Source organism: Candidatus Binataceae bacterium (assembly GCA_036495685.1).
Lineage (GTDB): Bacteria > Desulfobacterota > Binatia > Binatales > Binataceae > JAFAHS01.
Genome location: DASXMJ010000052.1, coordinates 25,157 through 48,212 on the forward strand (window position 1 = coordinate 25,157; position 23,056 = coordinate 48,212).

General features: G+C 59.7%; 24 protein-coding genes. 8 read left to right on the plus strand and 16 right to left on the minus strand.

Features of this window, described 5'->3' with window-relative positions; genetic code table 11:
- Window positions 1-203 precede the first annotated feature (203 nt).
- From VGI36_06070 to andAd, 3 genes are all read left to right on the plus strand, one after another.
- On the plus strand, window positions 204-1,337 hold the full coding sequence (locus tag VGI36_06070; protein HEY2484693.1) for an amidohydrolase family protein: 1,134 nt from the start codon (window positions 204-206) through the stop codon (window positions 1,335-1,337).
- Window positions 1,338-1,429: 92 nt separating this feature from the next.
- The gene (locus VGI36_06075; GenBank protein HEY2484694.1) at window positions 1,430-2,692 is read left to right on the plus strand and encodes a Rieske 2Fe-2S domain-containing protein; all 1,263 of its coding nucleotides are present in this window, start codon (window positions 1,430-1,432) and stop codon (window positions 2,690-2,692) included.
- Window positions 2,689-3,201 (plus strand): anthranilate 1,2-dioxygenase small subunit AndAd, encoded by a 513-nt coding sequence (andAd, locus tag VGI36_06080; protein HEY2484695.1) that lies wholly within the window; start codon window positions 2,689-2,691, stop codon window positions 3,199-3,201. Before VGI36_06075 ends, andAd begins: the two co-directional genes overlap by 4 nt.
- A gap of 28 nt (window positions 3,202-3,229) precedes the next feature.
- On the opposite strand, the gene VGI36_06085 is transcribed toward andAd, so the two are convergent.
- Window positions 3,230-3,943, minus strand: a complete 714-nt coding sequence (locus tag VGI36_06085; protein ID HEY2484696.1) for a tyrosine-protein phosphatase — start codon at window positions 3,941-3,943, stop codon at window positions 3,230-3,232.
- 121 nt (window positions 3,944-4,064) lie between these two features.
- Between VGI36_06085 and VGI36_06090 the strand changes: the two genes are divergently transcribed.
- A complete protein-coding gene (locus VGI36_06090) occupies window positions 4,065-4,268 on the plus strand; it encodes a hypothetical protein (GenBank protein ID HEY2484697.1) in 204 nt (67 codons plus the stop codon).
- 546 nt (window positions 4,269-4,814) lie between these two features.
- Here the strand turns inward: VGI36_06090 and VGI36_06095 are convergent.
- Genes VGI36_06095 through VGI36_06105 form a run of 3 tightly spaced genes read right to left on the minus strand, consistent with a single transcriptional unit; the run spans window position 4,815 to window position 9,179 of the window.
- Entirely contained in the window at window positions 4,815-6,827 is a 2,013-nt protein-coding gene (locus VGI36_06095; GenBank protein HEY2484698.1) for an ABC transporter ATP-binding protein, read from the minus strand.
- 4 nt (window positions 6,828-6,831) lie between these two features.
- Window positions 6,832-8,694, minus strand: a complete 1,863-nt coding sequence (locus VGI36_06100) for an ABC transporter ATP-binding protein (protein HEY2484699.1) — start codon at window positions 8,692-8,694, stop codon at window positions 6,832-6,834.
- Window positions 8,691-9,179, minus strand: coding sequence for a hypothetical protein (locus VGI36_06105; protein HEY2484700.1), 489 nt, complete (start codon window positions 9,177-9,179; stop codon window positions 8,691-8,693). Before VGI36_06105 ends, VGI36_06100 begins: the two co-directional genes overlap by 4 nt.
- A 123-nt stretch (window positions 9,180-9,302) precedes the next feature.
- Here VGI36_06105 and VGI36_06110 point away from each other — a divergent pair, with 123 nt between their 5' ends.
- Both VGI36_06110 and VGI36_06115 read left to right on the plus strand, forming a co-directional pair.
- The gene (locus VGI36_06110) at window positions 9,303-10,109 is read left to right on the plus strand and encodes an enoyl-CoA hydratase-related protein (protein HEY2484701.1); all 807 of its coding nucleotides are present in this window, start codon (window positions 9,303-9,305) and stop codon (window positions 10,107-10,109) included.
- A gap of 5 nt (window positions 10,110-10,114) precedes the next feature.
- Window positions 10,115-10,501: a cupin domain-containing protein gene (locus VGI36_06115; GenBank protein HEY2484702.1), complete on the plus strand. Its 387-nt coding sequence runs from the start codon at window positions 10,115-10,117 to the stop codon at window positions 10,499-10,501.
- A 15-nt stretch (window positions 10,502-10,516) separates the two neighbouring features.
- Here VGI36_06115 and VGI36_06120 read toward each other — a convergent pair whose 3' ends face one another.
- Complete coding sequence (locus tag VGI36_06120; GenBank protein HEY2484703.1) at window positions 10,517-11,521, minus strand: LLM class flavin-dependent oxidoreductase; 1,005 nt, start codon at window positions 11,519-11,521, stop codon at window positions 10,517-10,519.
- Window positions 11,522-11,926: 405 nt separating this feature from the next.
- Between VGI36_06120 and VGI36_06125 the strand changes: the two genes are divergently transcribed.
- Window positions 11,927-12,553, plus strand: a complete 627-nt coding sequence (locus tag VGI36_06125; protein HEY2484704.1) for an alpha/beta fold hydrolase — start codon at window positions 11,927-11,929, stop codon at window positions 12,551-12,553.
- A 237-nt stretch (window positions 12,554-12,790) separates the two neighbouring features.
- On the opposite strand, the gene VGI36_06130 is transcribed toward VGI36_06125, so the two are convergent.
- Window positions 12,791-13,093, minus strand: coding sequence for a hypothetical protein (locus VGI36_06130; protein HEY2484705.1), 303 nt, complete (start codon window positions 13,091-13,093; stop codon window positions 12,791-12,793).
- A 405-nt stretch (window positions 13,094-13,498) separates the two neighbouring features.
- Here VGI36_06130 and VGI36_06135 point away from each other — a divergent pair, with 405 nt between their 5' ends.
- A complete protein-coding gene (locus VGI36_06135) occupies window positions 13,499-13,966 on the plus strand; it encodes a nuclear transport factor 2 family protein (protein ID HEY2484706.1) in 468 nt (155 codons plus the stop codon).
- A gap of 105 nt (window positions 13,967-14,071) precedes the next feature.
- On the opposite strand, the gene gspN is transcribed toward VGI36_06135, so the two are convergent.
- Genes gspN through gspE form a run of 10 tightly spaced genes read right to left on the minus strand, consistent with a single transcriptional unit; the run spans window position 14,072 to window position 23,056 of the window.
- Window positions 14,072-14,923 carry a type II secretion system protein GspN gene (gene gspN / locus VGI36_06140; GenBank protein ID HEY2484707.1) on the minus strand — a complete coding sequence of 284 codons (852 nt, stop codon included), beginning with the start codon at window positions 14,921-14,923 and terminating at the stop codon, window positions 14,072-14,074.
- Between the two features lie 5 nt (window positions 14,924-14,928).
- Window positions 14,929-15,579 (minus strand): type II secretion system protein GspM, encoded by a 651-nt coding sequence (gspM, locus tag VGI36_06145; GenBank protein HEY2484708.1) that lies wholly within the window; start codon window positions 15,577-15,579, stop codon window positions 14,929-14,931.
- The gene (locus tag VGI36_06150; protein HEY2484709.1) at window positions 15,576-17,030 is read right to left on the minus strand and encodes a type II secretion system protein GspL; all 1,455 of its coding nucleotides are present in this window, start codon (window positions 17,028-17,030) and stop codon (window positions 15,576-15,578) included. The genes gspM and VGI36_06150 overlap by 4 nt, the downstream gene beginning before the upstream one ends.
- 13 nt (window positions 17,031-17,043) lie before the next feature.
- Window positions 17,044-18,000: a type II secretion system minor pseudopilin GspK gene (gene gspK / locus VGI36_06155; protein ID HEY2484710.1), complete on the minus strand. Its 957-nt coding sequence runs from the start codon at window positions 17,998-18,000 to the stop codon at window positions 17,044-17,046.
- Window positions 17,994-18,650: a prepilin-type N-terminal cleavage/methylation domain-containing protein gene (locus VGI36_06160; protein HEY2484711.1), complete on the minus strand. Its 657-nt coding sequence runs from the start codon at window positions 18,648-18,650 to the stop codon at window positions 17,994-17,996. The genes gspK and VGI36_06160 overlap by 7 nt, the downstream gene beginning before the upstream one ends.
- Entirely contained in the window at window positions 18,650-19,081 is a 432-nt protein-coding gene (locus tag VGI36_06165) for a prepilin-type N-terminal cleavage/methylation domain-containing protein (GenBank protein HEY2484712.1), read from the minus strand. The genes VGI36_06160 and VGI36_06165 overlap by 1 nt, the downstream gene beginning before the upstream one ends.
- Window positions 19,078-19,668, minus strand: coding sequence for a prepilin-type N-terminal cleavage/methylation domain-containing protein (locus tag VGI36_06170; GenBank protein ID HEY2484713.1), 591 nt, complete (start codon window positions 19,666-19,668; stop codon window positions 19,078-19,080). The genes VGI36_06165 and VGI36_06170 overlap by 4 nt, the downstream gene beginning before the upstream one ends.
- A 7-nt stretch (window positions 19,669-19,675) precedes the next feature.
- Window positions 19,676-20,092, minus strand: a complete 417-nt coding sequence (gspG, locus tag VGI36_06175; protein HEY2484714.1) for a type II secretion system major pseudopilin GspG — start codon at window positions 20,090-20,092, stop codon at window positions 19,676-19,678.
- A 13-nt stretch (window positions 20,093-20,105) separates the two neighbouring features.
- A complete protein-coding gene (gene gspF, locus VGI36_06180) occupies window positions 20,106-21,323 on the minus strand; it encodes a type II secretion system inner membrane protein GspF (GenBank protein ID HEY2484715.1) in 1,218 nt (405 codons plus the stop codon).
- A 17-nt stretch (window positions 21,324-21,340) separates the two neighbouring features.
- On the minus strand, window positions 21,341-23,056 hold the full coding sequence (gene gspE / locus VGI36_06185; GenBank protein HEY2484716.1) for a type II secretion system ATPase GspE: 1,716 nt from the start codon (window positions 23,054-23,056) through the stop codon (window positions 21,341-21,343).

Genomic DNA, 23,056 nt, shown 5'->3' on the forward strand with positions numbered 1-23,056 from the left:
TCTGATGCTTCACGAAGGTGGCTACGAGCGCAGCGGCGGTGAATATCGCCCTCTATATCGAGGCATGGCAGGATTTGACTAGACCTCTATCTGGCCAGCCGCCAGCGCCCCTATTCCGGGACCGCCCGTATGAGGCCCAGCCAACCGGTGACTTGCTCAAGGTGTCTGGGCCGAGTCTCTAAAGTTCAATCGGAGGAGAGATCGTGCCAGTCATCGATGTCGACAGCCACGTGACGGTCACCAAGAGACTTGAGGGAACTCCATTCAGGGTTGACATTCTTCCAGACGGGGGACACGGGTTCGAGTTCAACAAAGCCGGCTTGAGGTTCACGCCTCCAGGCGGAAAGATCCCGAGGTCCGGCAAAGAGCCGATTTCGGTGCAGTCCTTTTGGGATCTCAACCGTCGCCTCGAGGATCTTGATCGCGACGGGATCGACAGACAGGTGCTTATCTTTCACACCGCCCACGTCTTTTACGGAGCTGAGAGCCGCACCGCGATCGAAGCAGCACAAAAATACGACGATGGTCTGGCCGAAATGATTGCGACCTGCAAAGCACCGTCGCGCTACCTCGGCGCGGCACCGGTCCCGCTGCAGGATCCGCAGGCGGCGGCAGATGAAGCCGAGCGCGCAGTCAAGGACCTTCACATGGCGGTGGTCGTGATTGGCACGAACGTACGCGGCCGAAATCTGGACCTGCCCGAGTTCCGGCCATTTTTTGCCCGTATCAGTGAGTTGAACGTTCCTCTCATAGTCCATTCCGACGGCTTAACCTCGTTTCAAACCCACCCCGCCGCGGGCGATCGCACCGGCTGGTCCAATCGTGGAGTATTTGCCTCGGGCGGTCGCGACCGCTCGGAGGGCCTAGAGCAGGGGTCGGAATATCCGATCTGGTGGATACTAACTCATCCGTTCGAGCACATAATCGCCATCGCGCGGATCATCTACGGCGGGCTGCTTGATCTCTACCCCAATCTCAAATTCATTTTCGAAGAGGGCAACGTCGGCTATGCGCTCTATCTGTTCGACCGGCTCGAGGAGGGCTGGGAGTTCGGTGAATTCATACATGGCCCACGAGTGCACTTGGGCGGGCCGAAGAAGCATCCGCTGGAGTACCTGGAGAATTTCCACTGGGCGGTCGAGTCGGAAGATTCCCTGATCGGACAGGCGATTAAACGATGGGGCGCCGAGCGCATCCTCTTCAGCTCTGACTACCCACACACGGATACCGCTTGGCCGGAGAGCGTGGCGGGGATGAAAAAAGCGCTCACCGGCTTTTCCGCCGGTGACCAAGAGAAGGTGATGAGCGAAAACGCCGCTAGACTACTGCACCTGTGATAGTTCCGAGGGCTCTGAGGCGCTCCACACAAGGTCCGATCACGAGGTCCTAGAGACCAAATCAAAAACCCGGAACACTTCCGGAGGACAGGATGAACCAAACAGCGAACCCCGCGCAGACTAAGAAACTAGTCCGTTTCCCACGGGAAGATGGCTCGCGGATTCCTTACGAGGTCTATAGCTCGCTGGAAGTCTACCGGCTGGAGCAGGAGAGGATTTTCCGCGGTCCGATTTGGAGCTTCGTTGCGATGGAGGCCGAAATTCCGCATCCTAACGATTTCAAGAGCACCTTCGTCGGCGATACCCCGGTGGTCGTTGCGCGCGACGGAGGCGGGCTTTTGTCGGCGTGGGTCAATCGGTGCGCCCATCGCGGCGCAATGGTCTGCCGGGCGGCCCGTGGTAACGCGCGGAGCTTCACCTGCGCTTACCATCAGTGGACCTACGACTGCCGCGGGAATCTGCGCGGCGTGCCGTTCCGCAACGGACTTAAGGGGATAGGCGGGATGCCTGCGGACTTCGATCCAGAGCAACATGGCCTGGAGCAATTGCGAGTCGATGGCTACCGCGGCCTGATCTTCGCAACTTTCAGCGACCGTTCACCCTCCCTCGCGGACTATCTCGGCCCGCAGATGTGCCAGCGGCTTGACCGAATTTTTCACAAGCCGACTACCTATCTGGGCTGTACCCGCCAATATTCGAAGTCAAACTGGAAGCTCTATACCGAGAACGTGCGCGATCCTTATCACGCGTCGCTTCTGCATCCATTTTTCAGCACCTTCAACCTCGTGAGAGCGTCGACGCGAATCGAACACATTTTCGACGACGGTGGTCTACACCACTGCGTAATGCTTTTCCAAACCGAAGACACCAGCGGCGGCGCCGCCTATGCGGAAAGCAAGATTGAGTCATTCAAGGAAGGACTGAGGCTCGAGGATTCGTCTATTTTGGCGAATGTCAGAGAATTCCAGGAGGAAGCGAACTTTCAGATCCAGTCCATCTTTCCGCAACTTGTAGTCCAGCAGATCCAGAACAGTCTGGCGGTAAGACAGCTCTTGCCAAAAGGGCCACAGAGCTTCGAATTGATCTTCAACTTCTTCGGTTATTCTGACGACACCCCCGAGATGATCCAGCATCGAATCAAAGAGGCCAATCTGGTAGGCCCGGCCGGGTTGATCTCGATGGAAGACACTTTTGCAACCGAGCTGGTGCAATTTGGGACGGCCGGCGCTGGCGGTGCGCTCTCGGTTGCTGACCTGGGCCGCGACGCTTCGGACACCGAAAACGCAGGGTCCGTGATTTCGGAAGAACCGGTGCGGAGGTTTTGGCGCGCTTACCAGGAGGTCATGGGCTTATGAACATGAATGAAGACGGCGTCCTCGCTGAAACGACCCTCGCGGATATAGTTCTCTGGCACGATCTGCACCGGCTGCAGGAACGCTACGTCAGCGTCATCGATACCGACCGCCTCGAGGAATGGCCGGATCTGTTCACCGAGGACTCCGTTTACGAAATCGTTCCTAAAGAGAACGCCGATCGCGGCTTGCCGATGGGGATCATGCACTGCTTTGGCCGCCCGATGTTGCGCGACCGGGTTATCTCGCTGCGCAAGGCTAACGTCTTCGAGCCGCACACTTACCGGCATATGACTTCCGGATTGGAATTCACCCAGATCGACATGCGGACGATCGACATGCAGTCGAACTATGTAGTCGTGCAGACCTTGACCGATGGAGAGTCGCGCGTATTCCAGGCCGGGCGGTACTTCGACCGGGTCGTGCGCACCGCAAGCGGGTGGCGTTATCAACGCAAGAGAGCAGTTTACGATACTTCACGGGTCCAGACTCTACTGGTTACTCCGGTCTGAGGGAGTGCCCGACGCGCAGATCAAACCATCAGGATTCCAGCAGATCTGCGCGGATCGCTTCGAGGTGCGAGGACTCGATTCCCAGCACTTCGTGCATGAACGCGTCGATGCCGCCCATCTCGTCGATGGTTTCGAATACCGGAGCGAGCTGCTTCGGGGTCAGCAGGTCGTTCGGAAAGGTGGTATTGCTCTCGAGGAAGTCGGCAACGACCTGATCGCGGTCGACGCCCAGTACCTCCAGAAGCATCACGGCGCCGACCCCGGTGCGGTCGCGGCCCGCGGAACAGTGAAACAGCACGGGGTAAATGTTGCCCTCCGCCAGCAGTTTGAAGAAGCGTTGCCAGTCCTCACGAAACTGCATCACCAGTTCGAGGTGTGCGCGTCCCGGCTCACTACTGCGTCGCGTATAACCGTGTTCACTAAACCATTGATCACCGATCGGAATGTGCTCCCATCGAACCCCGTCGCGCATCACGCGCGCGGGCGGCCCGATGTGCTTGACCTCCATTCGGCTCTGCAACGTAATCAGAGTCTTGAGCTGCAGGGTCTGGAGGGGGCTCCCGAGCGGAACCTCCGCCAGATGTGAAGAACGGTAGACATGGTTGCGTCGAACGCGTTTTCCATCCCTCACCGGATGACCGCCTAGATCGCGAAAATTTCGAGCGGCCAGCGTGCGCAGAAGGTCGAAGTCGACGACGACTTCGCGCTTGCGCGAGTCCGGTGTATCACTGCTTTGGGACAAGGGGGGATTTCCTGATCGGCATCTTACTCGTCGTGGAGAAAGCACGAAAGCCGATCGGGTAGTCTCCAAATTTGAGAGCTTAGGTCCTTAAAAGAATTGATTGATGCAATAGGAGGAGAATATGCCTGGCAATCCGCTTGATGATCGGCATGCTGCAAATAGGGCGAGCGTCCGTCGTCAGTTCGAAGAGCTGTGGAACAACGGTCGGGTTGAAATGATCGGCGCGCTCTTCGATAAGGACTTCATGAATTTCGGTAAGCAACATCAGGGATGGGCATGCGCTGGTCAAGCACATCGTCGGCGTGTGGCGCGCGGCGTTCCCTGACCTGCGCTTCGTGGTGGATTTGATGGTCACGGAAGGCGATTTGGTTATGTGCGAAGTGACCTGTCGAGGAACGCATATGGGGACCTTCCAACTTATTCCGCCTCTGGAAGGACCCAGTTTGCCCCCGAACGGTAAGACCTTCAAAGTCAAACACATTCATCGCTTTCGCCTAAGGGACGGGAAAGTCATTGAGCACTTCGCCGTGCGAGACGACCTAGGTATGTTCCAACAGCTCGGCCATCTCAGCGCTCTAGCCGGGTAGAGTCTGTCAAATTGGGACACCGCGGCCGATCGGCAACAGCTTGGCTCTCCGTTAATCGAAAAAAGCTTTCCCCAACGCGCGAACCTAAAGAGAATCGAACCCACGGGAGATTTATCAGCAAAGATGAACTGGTTTTTGCGTCGTGGTTTCGAAGCGGTGACCATCGAAGATTTTACCACCTCGCGGCTGTCGCCGAGCGCCCTTCCCTCCGCTTTGCTCAAACGAAATTGTCTGCCTGGTGGCCGCGAAGTTCCAACCTCGGCATCCAGCGCCGGGTCGACTACCTAGGCGCGAATCTCTGATTCAGTCGCCGCCAGGTAAGCGCGGTACGACGAGGAAGACTCCAATAGCTGGGCGTGGGTTCCAGACGCCTCGAGAGTGCCCTCGTGTACGAACAGAACGCGATCACAGGCCGCGAGAGTACTCGCCCGGTGAGCGACAACTATTACGATCCGGGTGCGCGCCAAGTCGCACAGCATCCCGATCAGGTTAGCTTCGCTCAACGAGTCGAGCGGCGCCGTGGGCTCATCCAAAACCAGTACCCCGGGACGGGCGAGCAGGGCGCGGGCGATCGCTATTCGCTGCTTCTGGCCGACTGAAAGGCGCGTTCCACGCCGCCCCAGCATCGTGGCGTACCCGTCGGGCAACCTTTCTATGAATTCCGCGGCACCGGCCATCGTTGCCGCCGCGTGAATCTGCTCCACGGTGGCGTCGAGCCGTCCGTATCGGATGTTGTCTTCTATGGTCGCTGAAAACAGCGCCTCCTGCTGAAAAACGAACCCCACCTGACTTCGAAGTGATGCGGCTGCCCGTCCGTCGCTGTCGATACCGTTGACTACGAGGTGTCCGTCAAGTGGTGGCAGGAAACCGGGCAGCGCCAGTATCAAGGTGGTTTTTCCGGCTCCGCTGGGGCCCGCCAGCGCAACCATTTCTCCGCGCTTGAGCTGAAAGGAAATTGAGCTGAGCACCGGAGCGTTACGGGTGTAGCCCACGCTCACGTCGCGTAGAGCGAGCGAATCGATCGAGCCGACATCAGTTGCACCTATTTCAACCGACCGATTCGCTTCCAGACGGTCCAGCACGCTGTGAATTCGCCGCAAACCTGCCGCCGGGAGTTGCATTGCCGCCCAGGTATTGCCCAGCGTGGTCATTGGAAACGCAAGGAGCGCACCATACCCCCCCAACAGAACTATGTCGCCCAGCGTCATGCTGCCTGCGATTACCTCCTTCATCGCATGATAGAGCGCCGTGTACATGAGGAGCCCAACCATGGGCGCGAGTACCAGGACGAGCGCCAGAACAATTCCGAGCATTCTTAGAGTGGATCGAAACGAGCCCCAGCTCGCGGAGTCTATCGACTCCGATTCCCGGGCCTCCTGTCCAAAGGCCTTGATCAGCTGCACTTGTGAAAGGCGCTCTTCGAATGCCGCCATTACGTTACTGCCGCGCTCGCGCATTTCCTGGCTCTGGTCGCGCAGAAGCCGACCAAAGAGGGTGGTGCAAATCGCGAAGATTGGCAGACACAGCGCGGCGAGTATCGGGATGAGCGGTTCCTTGGGAAATTCCGCCCACAGCACGGCGAGCGCCAGGATGAACATGACGACCGACGTGATGGGCGCTAACACGCCGCGGTAAAACACGGCGCTTACCGCCGCAGAATCGTGCATTACCCGGAAGACCGCATCGCCGATCTTTTGATCGGAATACATGCCCAGGGGCGAATCCAAGAATGCCTGGTAGACCGCAACGCGAACCGCCTGGGTAATGCGCTGCGTCAGATCGAGCGTGACGTGGGTCTCCAGGTAGCCGAATAGCCCGTTCCAGAGACTCCACCCGTCATTGGCATCGTTCTGGGTAAAGCCAGCCTGGTCGAGACCACCGCTCTGTACGTCAGTGCCCAGCGCGACGGCGCGGTCGGCGACCATCCCCACCAGCAGCGCCGCGACGGCGAGGAAACCCATGACCACCAGCAGAATTCTGGCCGGTTCCGTCCCGGCCAGCGGAAGAATCAAAAAGCCAGGAATGCCGGTCAGCGGATGGCGGTCCAGCACATTGTCGATCACAATCTTGAGTGGCCACGGAGTCACCAAAAAAAACGCCAGCGACCCGATGGCGAGCAGCGCCTTGAGCCAGACCAGCCGGCGCAAGTCGCGGATGAAGCGCCAGCTCCAAACGAAGAGATGCCATACTTCGCCGGGCTTCAGCGGCCGTTGCTCTTCGGAATAAAGAAGGTTCGCGCGCGCGTCGATGGCCGCGCCATTGGCATGAGTGGGTGGATTTTGAGCGGTCGAGCCCATCGAATCACCTGCCGCCGGCTTCCTGCACAGCCAAGTCGCCGCGCAGTTCAAGCTTGCCCCCGTCGACTCCATAGATTCGGTCGGCCTTGGACGCGCTGCCACGCCGATGCGTCACCAGGATGACCAGTCGTCGCGCGGGCGCTTCGGCGAGCCAGCTGCGGATTCCTGCCATTACGATTTCCTCGGTCTGGCCATCGAGCGCGGAGGTAGGTTCGTCCAGTAGCAGGATCGGAGCGTCGCGTAGCAGCGCGCGAGCCAGACCGATCCGCTGAGCCTGACCGGCGGAGAGCTTGGCGCCTTTTTCCCCGAGCATGGTGTCCAGCCCCGCAGGAAGCGAGCGGACAAAATCCAGCAGCCCGGCGCGCCTAATGGCGATACTCAACTCGGCATCCGACGCCTGCGGGCGGCCGTAGGCGATATTGTCGCGAAGCGTCGCGGTAAAGAGCGGATTCTCCTGCAGTGCGACCGAGAGCATCGATCGCCACGCCGCCAGATCGAATTGCTCGATCGGCACTCCGTTGAAGAGGATCCGTCCCGAGTCCGGGTCGAAGAAACGAAGCAAAAGCCCGAGGATTGTGGTCTTGCCCGATCCACTGGCTCCGGCGAAAGCCGTCAGTTGGCCCACCCGGGCTTCGAACCAGACTTGGTTCAACACCTGTGACCGCGACTCGTAGCCGAAGTTTACTGCCTCGAACGCGATCGATTCGACCGATCTTCTCGGCACCAATGATCCGCTCCTGACCTGTTCCGCTGCCGGCATCGTCAGCATCTCGAGCACCCGCGAAATCGCGACGCTGACATCCTGCAAGCTGCCCCAGGTGTCGGCGAGGTGTCGCGCGCCCGCGCTCATCCACCCGAAAACGGCCAGCGACGATTGGAACAAGCCCAGCGAAGCGGCGGTCATCGCCACTCCCGCATATCCTCCAAGCAGGACACGGCGAGCGCCGAAGTACGCCGCGGCTACATACGCCAGGCCGCGGACCGTGTTGGTGGCCACCCGGTAACGCGCGAGCATCAGGCGCGCGCGGCGCGCGGCGAGAAACGCGTCCCAATTGTCGCGCGCATATCGTTCGGTCTCGAACTCTTCGCGTTCGAAGGCCTTTACTGCCTTGATGGACGCAAGGGTTTCCTCGATACGCGTGGTCGCGGCCGCGGCCGTCTCACGCTCGGCGATGAAGGCGCGTCGTAGCGCGGTCCCGTAAAGCACGGCGAGTAGCAAATCCAGCGGCAATACCGCCACCGCGATGAGCGCCATCGCCCGGTTGAAGAGCACCAGGAACCCCAGAGTTCCGATCGCAAGCGGAATCCACCGGATCGGCTGAATGATCAGGCCGTCGACGACCTGCGGAATCGCGGCCGAATCCTGGAACATCCGGAAAATTGCGTCGCCGATCTTTTCTTCGCCGTGGAAACGAATCGAGAGTTGCTGCATCCGGGAATACAGGTTGACGCGGAATAGATTGGACATGCGCTGCAGGATCCATACGGCGTAGGCGAGGATCACGGCGTTGATGGGAACGATCAGCATCGTAGCTGCGCCGCCCACCAGGCAGGCACGCCATAAGATCAGCTCGCGGCTCGCATCCAGGGAAACGTGCAGCAAGCGCGCCTCGCCCGGCCGCAGCGCTTGTCCATTGGCGACAACGTCAAAGAAGATACGAATCAGATCGAGAACCGTCAGACCCACTGGCAACGCCAGCAGCATCAGCAGGAACAGAAACAGCAGGTGGCGCCGGTAGGGCCGGATAAAGGGCCACGTGCGTGCGGCCAACGCGAAAACGTCGCGCGCACGCAGCGCACGCGCGTGCGGAAAGACGAGCTCGGACGCGAGCGGAGCGGAAAAAACACGCTCTGGCGCTGCGCTCAATGACTTTCCTTTGATGGTCCGCCTGCGACCGCGACCAGATCCTGTTCGAGACTACCTTTGGAGACGCAGTCGATGGTCGCTTCCTGGCTACCGAGCCCGTAGTTGCCCTGGAAATCGGCGCTCACGGTGACAAACGCCGACTGATTGCCGGCCTTTTGAAGCTGGACCGTCACGGTCACCGTTCCATCCTCGAATTGATAAATCATTTGCGGGGCCGAAGTCTTGCAGAACGCCCACGTATTCCAGTTCTCGCCGTCAATGCCAGAGCGCGTCGCGATCAGAGTCCATGACTTGTCGTCAGCACTGGTGAGCCGAAAGCCGCTCAGGGAAGAATCGTTGAAGTAATGCTTGAGTGTGCCGAAGACTTGATCGACTGGATGCTCCACGCGCTCCGATCGCGAGATGATCCTGGGAGTTTCAATCCCGAAAGCTGGGAAGGCAGTCATTACCAGTAAGAGGGATATGACAATCGACCGGTTCCGCATCGCGAGCTCCGCAGCCAGGTGTTCGACTTTCTCCAGCGATGATAACGGTGGGCGAAGTGGCTGGTAAAGCCGGAGCCGTGGTAGGTTTCGCGGCGATCCTACAGAAGCGCGAGGACTAACCGCATGCCATCACTTTTGTTCGAGAAACGCGACCACGTCGCTTACATCACTTTCAACCGCCCGCAAGTGCACAATTCGTTCAATCCGGAAACCATCGTGCGGCTCTCGGAGGCGTGGGAGGAGATTAATCGCGACGCGGAAATTCGCGTAACCATCATAACCGGCGCGGGCGAGGTTGCGTTTTCAGCGGGAGCCGACCTGGGCCGCCTGATTCCCTTGTTTACCGGGGCGCGAAAACCGGACGACGAATGGGATCGGCGCCTGCTGGCCAATCGACGTTTCAGCGCGATGGCCCTGCTGCGCAACTACGACGTCGACAAACCCATAGTGGCCGCGATCAATGGCTTTTGCATCGCCGGCGGAATGGAACTCATTCAGGCCACCGATCTTCGGGTCGCCTCCGAGAACGCTAGCTTCGGATTGCAGGAAGTCAAATGGGCCATCATTCCCGCGGCTGGCTCGCTCGCGCGCCTGCAAAGGCAGATTCCGTATTGCAAGGCGATGGAGATTCTGCTGACCGGCAACCGGATCGACGCGCAGGAAGCTTGGCGCCTCGGGCTCGTCAACTACGTCGTTCCGCAATCGCAGCTTCTCGAAAAAGCGCAAGAGTTGGCGGAAACCATCGCAGCTAACGGGCCAATCGCCTTGCGCAAGATCAAAGAAGCGGTGCGTCGCACTTCGGGCCGCCCCCTGGAAGAAGCATTTGCAATCGAAAACGAATGTGCTCGCGAGGTGATACGATCTGAGGACGCAAAGGAAGGACCCCGCGCCTTCATGGAAAAGCGCAAACCCAACTACCAGGGGAAGTGACCAGTATGAGTAAGATCAGGCGCGTCGACACATCGGGATATTCTGTGACCATATCCCGCGACCTGGAGATGGCGGCCATCAAGAATCGGCCGGGACCGCCGGTCCGCATCGACGGGCTCACAGTCGGGTTCGTGAACATGACCCGTGATGCGCCGCATCGAGGGGAACTCCATTCCGACGGCGACGAACTGCTATACGTGATTTCGGGCCGCGTCAGAGTTACCGCTGAATCCACGCCAAACGAGGTCTGCGAGTTGGGCGCGGGCGAATGCTGTATCGTACCGAAAGATGAATGGCATCGGCTGCACCTGCTTGAGCCCACCCAGCTACTCCACATCACACCCGGCCCCCACGGCGATCATCGACCCTTGGGTGGTACGCAGGACACTTAGCACTCCGATTAAATTCTAGACGCTAGCCAGCTCGCGCATGGTGGTGACGTAATCGCGCGCGTAAGTTGCCGCTGGTCCGATCGGAAAGACCACCGGGTGAGTCACTCCCGCCGCGCGGAAACGCGCGACGAATTCTCGGCAGACTTTGGGAGGACCGAAAGCAGCGATCTTGCGTGCCGATGCGTCGCTGATTGCACGGGGGGCTTCCTCCCGCTTTCCCTGCTGCCATAGGCGGCGAAGTTCCACAAATTCGTCGCCAAGTCCGTAGCGGGCGAACATTTTGTTGTAGCTGTCGACGAATGCGTAGCTCGCGAGCTCCCGCTTGAACGAATCAACCGCCTTGTCCTCGTCGGGGCTGGTGCACATCCGGATATAGATCCCGATGTCTATCGAGGCAGGGTCGCGCCCCGCGGTGCGTGCTCCCTCGTAAATTTCCTTGACCATTGGCGCGACGGCTTCCGGCGGCGAATAGTTCATCAAGACGCCGTCAGCGATCTCACCGGCTAGCCGCAGCATCGGAGTGTTGAGCACACCCATGAAAATGCGGGGAGGGCGGGGCGCGGTGCTACGCATCCCGAGCCGGAAGTCGCTTTTGTAGACCTTGCCATCAAGCTTGGATCGCCCTTCGCTGAAGAGTTGGCGCATGATGGTCGCGCACTCCCGCATAGCTGTGACCGGCTTGCGATACGACGCGCCGTGCCATCGCTCAACGATGATCGGGCTCGAGACTCCGAGCCCGGCGATCGCGCGGCCCTGGGAATATTCGTTGATCGTAAGAAAGCTCATCGCCATAGCGCCCGGAGTGCGTATCTGGATCGGGATGACTCCGGTGGCAAGGTCAGGCTTGGTGGTGTTAAGCGCGAGCGCACCCAGGCTGACCAGCGCATCGGGTCCCGAAACTTCGGCGACCCACAGTGAAGAATAGCCAAGGTCTTCAGCTTCTTTCGCAAGCGCAAGGCGCTCCCGGATCGGGCCGGAACCAAGCGAGATCTGTAGTCCAAGCTTGTGTGGTTCACTCATGTCATGTTCTTAACACATGGCACTAAAACGAACAGACCCTAGTCCGTAGCGCAGAGCGCTGTCTTTCTGCCAAGCGGAGGATCTCGAACTCGGCGAGCGCCGACAAACAAGAGCGACAAGATCGGGCGTGGATGCGATTCCCGGGCGCCGCGGAAAGATGCCCCGACGCGCTGGGCGTTAGCTTAAAAAAAACACCACTTAGTTGAGTGAAATGAGGCTCGGGTTGTGGCCGTGAGTTCAACCTCTGTAAATTCGAAGCGCTGGGAGGCGGATGCAATGCCATTTTTCGATTCCGATGGGTTGAAAATTCATTATGAAGATCGCGGCAGTGGAGACCCTGCGTTGCTGGTTCACGGCTTCGCGTCGAATGCGAAGAACAACTGAGGCGTTACCGGATGGCTCGATCTGCTCGCGCGCGATCATCGCGTGGTTGCCCTCGATTGCCGCGGTCATGGTCAGAGCGACAAACCCCACGAGCCTGCGGCTTACACAGCAACGTCGATGGAAGACGATGTCATCGCCCTCATGAATCACGCAGGTATAAGTCGGACGCTGCTCATGGGCTATTCGATGGGTGGGCGAATCTCGATGGGCCTGCTGGTTCGGTATCCGGAACGGTTCCGGGCCGTCGTGCTCGGTGGAATTGGGCAGGTTGTCGCGGTTAGCAATCCCGCGCGTCGCGCTTCGATCGTCGAGGGTCTGCTGGCCGCAGACGTTTCCTCGGTCAAGGCCGAAATTGCGAACCAGTTCCGTCGCTTCGCCGAATCAAATCGCAACGACCTGAAGGCGCTGGCGGCCTGCATGGGCGCAGATCGTTCGACTATCAATGCCACAGCGTTCGCGAATAACCGCGTGCCAGTTCTACTGGCGGTCGGTAGTAAGGATACCGTCGTCGGCTCGACTCGCGCCCTTGCTACGACAATCCGAAACAGCCGACTAGTGGAAATCGAAGGTCGCGACCACCTGAACACTCCCGGGGACAAGCGCTACAAGGAAACAGTGCTGGAGTTCTTCGCAAGTGCACCCCCTTAGGATCCTGACGGGGCGGCTTCCGCGGGAGAGGCTGGAGCAAAACGCTGACGGTGGTGCACCTGGGCTTGCCAGAGAATCGGGACAAGTACTGTCGTCAATCAGCCTCATGGAGACCTGCTCAGCCGCTCAAGAGAGATTGGTCGAAACGTCACGCGTTGGAAAAATCCTCACTAGGGTTAGTACGCCCTACCGAACGTCCAAGACCGAATTTCCAGGAGTACTAGAATGAGCGAGCACCTAAACGTTGAAGCCGTTCGACGCATCTATCAGCTTACAAATGACGGAGATCTTCCATCGGTTCTGAATCTGGTGTCTGACGATGTGGAGTTGTTCCCCTTCGGTTCCTCGAAAGTCCCTTGGGCTGGCCATTGGCGCGGGCGGCGGGGTGCCGAGCAATTCCTTATGACGATGGGTCAAGCAGCAGAGGTTGAGGATATCCCCGACGTTCTGGTCGGGGCTGGCGATTTGGTCATCGCGATCCACCGTCCTAGAGTGCGGATACGAGCAACGGGTCGCGATGGCGCCTTCAATTGCGTTCATGTTTGGACTCTTCGTGACGGCTTGGTCGTGCGAATGAGGGAATATGCAGACACAGCTGTCTGGGAGGCTGCCTTTGATCAGAGTGTCTGATCAAAGAGAAGACCTCGAAGGGTAGGCCGCACAAGCGAAAGAAGCTTAGCAAGGCTGGGGGCTGACGGGACGGAACCGCAAACGGTGAGAGGAGCGCGGCCCGGCACAGTTAAGTGAGTAGCGGCGTCGTGCGTCATGAACAGCAGAAAGCGATTTTAGGGACCCCGTACAGAACTATGGGCTAGTTCGCGCGACCAAGTGGCGGAAGGATTAGGACGATCTAGTTAAGGCGATCACGCGAAACGAGTAAGGCCGCATGCGTCTCAACGAATTCCGCGACGGGCGACGTGTCGACCACGTTCATGGAGAAAAATCATGTCGAAGAATCCACCATTGCCCCCATTTTCCCGTGACACTGCGATCCAGAAAGTTCGTCTCGCCGAAGATGGCTGGAATTCCCGCAATCCGGAAAGAGTAGCGCTCGCCTATACCGAGGACTCTCGCTGGAGGAACCGCGCAGAATTTGTGAACGGACGGCAGGAGATCATCTCATTCCTTACCCGTAAATGGACAAGAGAGCTTGACTACCGTCTGATCAAGGAGCTCTGGGCATTTACCGAGAACCAGATCGCCGTGCGCTTCGCTTACGAATGGCACGATGACTCTGGAAATTGGTTTCGTTCGTATGGGAATGAAAATTGGGAATTCGAGCAGAACGGCCTCATGCGGGTTCGTTTCGCGTCCATCAATGACCTGCCGATCCATCCATCACAACGCAAATATCATTGGGTTCTTGGGCGCCGCCCGGACGATCATCCGGGATTGAGTGATCTCGGCCTCTAGGTCACTGCCGTAAGGTCGTGTTGAAACCTTCATCAGTGGGCCACCCGGAACCGGACGCGGGAGCGCACCGCTTTCAGGGATGGCCCTCGCCTGGTGCGGTGAAGGCTAAGACAGCAGCGGCGAAGCGATCGTTCCGCCTAGCTTGTAAGGAACCCCGTTGGGCGGATGCGGCAGCAAGTTGATGAGAAAGGCGAGACCTTGGCGGGCGGTTGCCGCGGGCGTCAGCATGAACTGCAGCGCCAAGGCGCTTTGGTGCCAATCCTCGGTGTCGAGACGAATTGAGCCATGGCCGTCGACCGCCAGATCGCCCTCGCTACTTTTCAGTTCTTCCACTTGCAAGACTCCCTTGTCGAGGCGGACCTTCAGATCGACTTCGCCGAGTCGGGTGGCTGGCATCGGTCCGGGAATCCGGATTAGGAAACCCTTCGCGATCAAGTGCGCCGTGCCACTGTTGTCGGCGGGTGAAACCGGATCGATTGCGATTCTTCCATCGCCGGAAAGTTCTCCGCCCAGGGCTGCTCCGATCTGCCGGAGGAGATGAAAACTCGCCAAGTCAAGCTTGTTCGCGTCGAAGCTCACTTTCGCGCCGTCTCCCAGCCGATGCACGTTGAACCAGAGTGAACCGCCATAACTGTCGGCGTTGCCGCTGACACCCGGATGGAGCAGCAACAGCGAGCCGAGCGCTGGCCAGATCCGTACGCTGGGGCTCTGGAAGATAGGCGCCGTTTCCGGGGTAAACGATCTGACGCTGACATTGCTTAGCCGTGCGCCGAATGGCAGCGCGAGCTGCTGTTCTCCGCTGTCGAAGCGCAGGCCCAAGGGCAACAGGACCCCTTTGATCGCTGGCGCATATGGAAAGGTTGCGAACAGAAAGACCAGGAACAGTACAAAACCCGCGATCCCATACCAGAGTTCCAGCGAATGCGTGCGCCAGTAGTCGAGACTCAAATATTGCATAGAGGTCAGGCGCTCCGGCCCAACGCCACGCAGGTGAGATCGACGTCAAAGGAATGGGTATTCTGCATACGTCGCTGAATGCGGAGGTTGCCGATGCCCACCGGCATCGGCAAAGTGCGCACCGCGTACAGCGCATCGACAATTTGGGCAAGGCTGACGTCGTTCAACTTGAGCTGCACACTATATTGCACCAGTCCGTCGGGCAGTTTTCGATCTGCTTCGGGCGTGATCGACGCGATCTTTTCATGCCCCAGACTCTTGCTGAAAGACGCCTCCACGACCGAGAACAGCGAGAAATCCTTTCCACCTGGCACGGTATTGTGCCGCACGGCGTTGAGATCCGCCTTGACGGTGGCGTAGGTGGCAACCAGCCGCTGAACGCCTGCCAGGTCATGCTCCCGCGTCGCGATCCGTTCATCCAGTCCATCGACATAATCGGCGATTGGCGAATAGATCAGGGTGTAAACCACAAACAGCGCGAGCAGTCCCGCCGCGACTTGGACCAGCAACCGCTCGCGCTTTTCGAGCTTGTCGTAGCGGGCGCGGGCCTGTGCGAGGTACGGGTCGATCTGCGCGCGCAACCGGCGGGTCTGTGGCTCGAGAAAAGCCGAGAACCGCTGCCGCAGCCCGGCGAGATATTCGCGCAGCGTGGTCACGGATTGCCTTCGGCGCCTTTGAAGTCGGCACTCAGTCGGAACTCGACCTTGTTGGGTTCACTGCTGGAGTTCGCGTGCGTCACCTCGATCGAGCCAAACGCGCCTGACTGGTCGAGTGCGCGTTTCACCTGGTCGACGGTACCGAACGAGTCAGCCAGGCCGGTAACGCGAAGCCCGGTCGGATCAACCTGAAATTCCTCCAGCTGCGCCGGGATGCGCGCAGGTAGCGTTTGCGACACGGTCATCAGCGTGTCGAGCGCCGAGTTCCGACTTGTATTGCCGCCGAGCAGCCGAAGTTGCTTGTCCATCGCCGATATACCCGAGCGCAACTGGCCAATCGGGTCGGACGACACATCTTCACCCAGAACCGGCGCCGCCATTTTGGCGATCTCGCGGTCGATTAGGTGCAGGTGGTGAATTTTTCCATACACACCCAGCAAAAAGTGAAGCAGCATGAAGCCAATCAGACCGGCGGCGAGGATGCCGGTGGTGTAGAAGGGAGTTAGGTCGCCGCGCGTCCTGCCGTGAAAGGCGAACTCACCCTGACGAAAATTAAGCAGCTCGACCGGATGGTTTGGCATTTCGCCGAGCAGCATCGCGACTGGAGTGACGAAACGAATCATGTCGGGACGCGCGCCTTCGAACAGTGCGGAGCAATCGAAATCGTGGGTAGCGAGAGCAAGCGCATCCGAGAGGTTGCCGCGCAGCTTCGGTATCATCGCGCCGCGCCCGGTGATCACCAGGTGGGCGTGATCGAGCTCACCCGTGTGCGCAAGAATCGTCTGGCGCAGGGTGTTCACAATTGGGGCCATCTCGTCCGCTGGGCGCGCGGCACCTTGAGGGGTAAGCAGACCCGCCGCGATGGTTCGCATTGCGCGCGGAATTCCTTTTTGGTCGAGGAGCACAAACGAGGTCGAACTCTGCTCGGCGTCGATCACGAGGTGGGCGGTGGTCTGCTTCCCGTTTTTCGATCGTGCAAACAGCGCGGCAACCGCAAACGGCGCGATGGTCACGGTTTTGGGGTCGAGTCCTGCGCTGGCAAGCAGCTGAAGATGGTTTTGCATTTCCTGCTTGCGCGCGGACGCGGCCAGCACCAGCGATTTGTCCCCCGATCGTCCCACCCGCACGAACGTCACTGTGGCACCATCGACCGGGAACGGCAGATGCTCCTCCAGCGCGAAGGGGACCACCTGATGGAGCTTGCGCAGATCCCGGAACGGCAATTCAAGCAGTCGCTTTGCGACCGCGTCGGTCGGAATAGCGGAAATCACAACATCCGGGTGACCGGTCTTTTCCGTCAGGCGACGCAGGGCGGGCGCGAGATTCTCCTCGCCTTCGGCGCGATGCGTCTCAAACACGCCGATGAATTGAAAAGAGTTCCAGGTGCGATCCGCGGTGGCGGCGCGCAACCGGTCCCCGGCGACTTCTATCGCTAGTATGCGCTGCGGCATTCGGCTTAGCTGCTTAGTCCTCTTGCCAAGATATGAGCAGCCCCGTGCCGTTAGGCTGGCGCCGAAAGGTCGAGTGGACCAGCTTGCGAGCCCCGGCAAAAGTCCCCATTCCGTTTATGGTAAAGAAATTACTGCGGGTGGTTAATACCTTGGATAGATCGGTGATGTACTGACCAAGGCCCGGGATGTTGCCCACGTCGGTCAGGTTGGAAAAAGGCCGGATCATCCGCGCCGTAACGATCGCCTTGACCAGGTCCGGGTTGGCGAAGAGCTGGGGACTCAAGGCGGCCAGCACCTCCGGCGGGGCGGTATTGGCGTTGACCTGCATTTCCGGAACGACCGTGACAAAGGGGAGCAGGCGATGAAAAGTCGCGTCATCGACCCCGCGCACCATCTTTAGGTCTCCTATCGTCGGCATGAGTCCGTTGCGCGGCGCATAGGGTGGCACGAGTCGCAAGTAGTAGTCCATTTCCGCGCCCCCCTGGGGTAAGGGGAAGCTGTCGGCGTCGATCCAGTCGGCCAGCGCCGGAATGATTTCCGGAGGAATGTTCAGGATAGCAAAGAGCCGCTCCAGGACGATCGCGTATTGAGGATCGATCTCACCGTTGGTCGGATTGACGAGCTGATTGATGTTCAGCTTGCGGGTCTCGTCGATTACCGATATCGACGCGGTTCCGCCATCGACGTTGATCGGCGGAAAGGGCGCCGCCCATACGTCGTTGAGACTGTCGTAAGGGGTCTGCATTTGCGCGTCCATGCGGGAGTCTTCGGCGAGCAGTCCCAGCCCTACCGCCACACTCGAGCGCGCCAGAAAATATGCGCGCAATTCGTTGGCCTGATTCGCCGCCGACAGGTAGCCAAGCGCGGCGGTGGTTCCGAAGTCGATAACGATAAGCGTCATGAGTGCGACGCCGAGCAGGACCACCAGCAGCGCAACCCCACGCGGGTTGGTTTTGCGGGATTTCACCATTGCGCGATCGCCATTGGCACCGTCACCTGGGTGGAGAAGGCCAGCGGCTCGCCCCTGGGACCTGCGAGGCTCAGATCAATGGACACCGCGACCGGCACCTGCCGCCCGGGCGACATGTTCTCGGAATTCCAGACCTGGCCCCATTGCTCTCCGTCGAAGTAGCGAAGCTTGAGGCTCAGCATGTTGTCGGCGACGATGATCGGCGCCTGGCTCGCGCCGGAACCGAGGCCGCTGTACTGCGAGCGCTCGAGTAGGAACCATCCGCGATGGTTAGGGTTGGGGGCCGCAGTGTAAGTTACGATCTCTTCAGCGCCATAGCCATCGAGCGATCGGCGATGGCCGGGATCGAGCGTCGAAACCGTCAGCGTATTGACCGGGGAACCGCCCTGATATCTGGCAGCACCCAGCACCAGTACCCGGCTGGGAGCAAGTGGAGTCTGAACGGCACCGCGAATCTCGTTGCTTATTTGCCAAAGAATCGCACGGCCACTGCGTTCGGAGTACAAGCGCTCCTCGGCGTGAAGTTTGCTCATCGCCACGGCATGAAACGATTCCGCGAGCATCACGACAATTAGCCCCAGGATTGCCACCGCCAGCATCAGTTCGAGCAGGGTGAAGCCGCGCTCCGAGCGGAGAATTCGGTTGCTCATTATTCCGTTGGTGTAACCGGAACCGGGTTGTGAAGGTATTCGGTTATCGAAAAAGTGCGCGAGAACTTCGGTCCATAGAAGACAATCACCCTCACCTTGCGTACGTCCGGGAAGACTCCCGATTCTAGGACGTCTCGCTCCCAGCGAAATTTCTGGTACTCACCGGGGAAATAGCGTTCGAAATTTCCCTTGGTCACACCGAGTTGCGGGAACTGCTCCAGCTCGGCCTGGCTCATGATCGTCTGACACAGCATTCCGGCACGCGAGATGTCCCGGCTGTGAATTACGCTCTGCAGGCTCTGATGATGCAGCGTAAGCAGCGCGAGCAAGGCGATTCCCAGCACCGCCATCGCGACCATGACCTCCAGCAGGGTGAAACCAGCAGCCTCTCGGGAGGATACGATCCGAACCGGGCGACGGCTGCAAATCATCGTGTCAGCACCTGCGCCATCGAGAGGTCACCATCAGCGACGATCACTCGGCCGGTCACCGGATTGAGCGCCAGCGTCATCACGTGACCCGACAAATCGATCATGTGGATGAGCGTAGCGTCCACGTATCCCTCCGGGTAGAACTGCGTCGCCACGGTGCCCGCGCTGAACGTTCCGAGGTCGCCCACGGTCACGTCGCGGATCGCGATTGACGCGGGCATCGTGACCGGCGCGCTGGCGCTGCTATGGTCGGGACCGAACGAGGGTGTGGGCGTCGCGTACGGGTCAAGCCGCATCACTCCGTAGACCTGGTGATCGAGGTCGAAGACCAGCCGCAAAAAGACCTTCTGCGCGGACGCTTCGTCGAATAGATAGGACGCGCGACCGGCTAGACGCCGCGCCTCGCTCTTGAGGCGCGCCTTGCGGTAGCCGCCGGTGTAAGGCACCGCGAGGGTGAACATCAGGGCCATGATAAAGATAACGATTGCGAGCTCGAGCAGGGTGAAGCCGGGCGCCGAACTTTGGCGCCCCTCGGTTGACCGCCCCGGTCCGATCGCCAGGCGGCGAGGGAAACGCGCGCTACTCATAGTTCTTTCAGGTTGAACTGCCGTCTATATCATCGGCACTTTGCACGCCGTCAGGACCGAAGGACTTGAGCGCATAGGTACTACCATCGCTTTGATAGAAATACTGGTTGCCCCACGGATCGTTGGGAAGTTTTTCAATGTACCCGCCTTGCTCGTAGTTGCTCGGCGGGCGCCCTCCGGTAGGAGGAGTGACCAAAGCCTGCAGACCCTGGTCGGTGGTAGGGTAAGAACCGTTGTCGAGATAGTAGCGGTCGAGTGCCTGCTTCAACTCCTGGATGTCGGCTTGAGCCTTGGTGCGTTTGGCGCGGTCTGCGACGCCGCGCAGGCGGGGAACGACCATCAGTGCCAACAACCCGATGATCAGGATCACCACCATGATCTCGATCAACGTGAAACCATCCTGGCCTCTGAAGCTTCTGTTCATCGCAGCGTACCCACTACTGCATGATCTGGTTGAGCTGGAAAATCGGCAAGAGCACCGCAACCATCATGAACACGATAACCGCCGCCATCACCAGCGTCATCACGGGTTCAAGAATGGTGGTGACCTGGCTCAGCGAATGCGCGACTTCGCGCTCGTAATTGTCTGCGACTCGTTCTAGCATTCGCTCCAGCTCGCCCGAACGTTCCCCCACCCGGATCATCTCGATCAGCATGGGCGGAAACAGTTTGCTCTGCGAGAGGGTCTGCGCCATCCCGTGGCCCTCGCGAATTTCCTCCCGGCTTTTTTCTATCGCCTCGCGCAACAGGCCATTGGTGACAACCGCTTTTACCGCTTCGAGCGCCGGCAGCAGCTGTACACCCGCCGCGAGCAGGGTTGCCAGAGTGCGCGCGAACCTTGCGCAGATGATTCGCACCACCGTCTGACCAACGTATGGCAGCCGTAGAGTCAGGCTGTCATAGAAGCGCCGCCCGCGGGCGGTGGAGAGACCGTAGAGAATCCCGGCGGTAGCGCCCAAAAGGACGAGGGCAATCCACACCCAATAGCCGGTTAGAAACGATGACATCGCGATCAGGATTTGCGTTGCAAGCGGAAGTGCGGCGTGTTGTTGCTCGAAGATCGTCGCCACCTGCGGAACCACGTAGGTGACCAGGAAGGTCATGATCGCAGCGCCGACAATCATCATGATGATCGGGTAGGTGAGGGCGCCGCGGACCTTGGCCATGAATTCCGCCTGCCGTTCGCTGTAGTCGGCCAGGCGATCCAGTACCGCCTCCAGCGCCGCTGCTTGCTCGCCGGCTCGCACCATGCCGACGTAAAGGTCGGAGAAGATATGCGGATGCACCTTGAGCGCCTCCGCGAGCGACGAGCCTTCGCGCACGCGCTCGCGCACCTGTGACAGCATCCGTTTGACCGCCGCGCGCGCGCTCTGTTCGGCCAACGCCCCGAGCGCATCCACCAGTTGTACGCCCGCACCGAGCAGAGATCCGAGTTGCCGGGTCAGCAGGGCCAGGTCCCCACCCGACATTCCGCGCCGGCGAAACGGGATTTCCCGCCTCAACCGCGGCTGGCCGACGATCTCTTCGGCAAGGTCGGTGGGAAACACTCCCGAGCCGCGCAATTTCTCGCGCGCGGTGCGCGCGCTGTCCGCGTCGATCACGCCGGAAACCGAACGGCCTTCGGTCGATAGTCCGCGGTACGCAAAAACCGGCATGATCGCGAGGGCGATTACTAGACGACTTCTTCCTGGGTCTGGCGCAGGAGTTCCTCGATGGTTGTCTCCCCGGCCAGGATTCGCTCTGCTCCGTCCTGGCGCAGCAGCTTCATACCCAACGAGGTGCAATGGCGGCGCAGAGTCGCGCCGTCGCTGTTTGCCATTACCAGCGCGCGGATCTCGTCGTCTACTACCATCAATTCCTGAATCGCAACGCGTCCGCGATAGCCACTGTTGCGACACGCGCGGCATCCCTTGGCCCGATAGATCTGCTTCTCTGTATGGGAGGCGTACAGCCCGATACGGGCCAGCTCGGCTTCGGTGGGCGAGTGGGGCTCGCGACACTCCGGGCACAAGCGGCGAACCAGACGCTGTGCCAGCACCGCAAGAATCGAGGACGAGACCAGGAACGGTTCGATCCCGAAATCGAGTAAGCGGCTCACCGCGCCAAATGAATCATTGGTGTGCAAGGTGGAGAACACCAGATGGCCGGTGAGCGCGGATTGAATCGCAATCCCCGCGGTTTCTCCGTCGCGGATTTCGCCAACCATGATCACGTCGGGGTCCTGCCGGAGAATCGAACGCAATCCGCTGGCGAAGGTCAGATCGATCTTCGGGTTTACCTGCATCTGGCCGACGCCGCGCAGCTGGTACTCTATTGGGTCCTCGATGGTGATGATGTTCTTCTCGGGGGAATTGATGCGGCTCAGGCACGCGTACAGGGTCGTCGACTTGCCCGAGCCGGTGGGTCCCGTCGCCAGGACAATCCCATGGCTCTGGCGGATAAGCCGATCCAGTTTGCGCAAGTTCTCACCCGAAAACCCCAGGTGGTCGAGGTTAATAATCTCGACGGCCTGGGCGCGATCGAGCAGACGCAGGACCAGCCGCTCGCCGAACGCGGTTGGGATGGTGGAGACGCGGATATCGATGTCACGCCCGGCGATCCGCAGCCGAATACGTCCGTCCTGGGGTAGACGTTTCTCGGCGATATCCAGGCCCGCCATGACTTTGACGCGCGAGGTTATCGCGGGCTGATAGCGCTTGTGCGGTTTGAGGACGTCATAGAGCATGCCATCAACCCGCAAGCGGACCTCCATGTCGGTCTCGAACACTTCAATATGGATGTCGCTGGCGCGGTCTTTGACCGCTTGCGAAAGAATTCCGTTGACCAGCTTGATAATCGGTGCTGAATCGTCGGCGTCCAACAGGTCGCGCGGCTCGGCCGCCAGCTCGCTCGCTAATGCGTCGAGGCGTTCCTCATCGAGATCAAACATCAGTTCTTCGGCGGTAGTGGTGGTGGCGTTGTCGTAGGCGCGGTTGATGGCCTCATTGATCACTTCCATCGGCGCCAGAACTGGCAACACCGGAGCGCCGAACAGGATGTGAAGGTCGTCGAGGGGCTGGTAGTTAGCCGGGTCAGCGATCGCGACGGTCACTCCGGCATCGTCGACGTGCAACGGCAGCAGGTGATTCTTTTTTGCGTAGTTGATGGGGACCTTGGTGACCAGGGTGTGATCGAGCGCGTGCTCATCGATGTGCGCCTGGAAGGGCATGCGGTATTCCTGCGCGAGCGCCCGAGCAAGGCGCTGGGGCTCAAGCGCGCCCATTTCCACCAGAACTTCGGCCAGTTCCTGGCCGGGTTTGCGCCGCTGCCGTGCTTTATCGAGGTCTTGCGGGGATACCCAGGAACGGTCGAGCAGAATGCTCTCGAAGCTCTTACTCGCGGTAGCCAT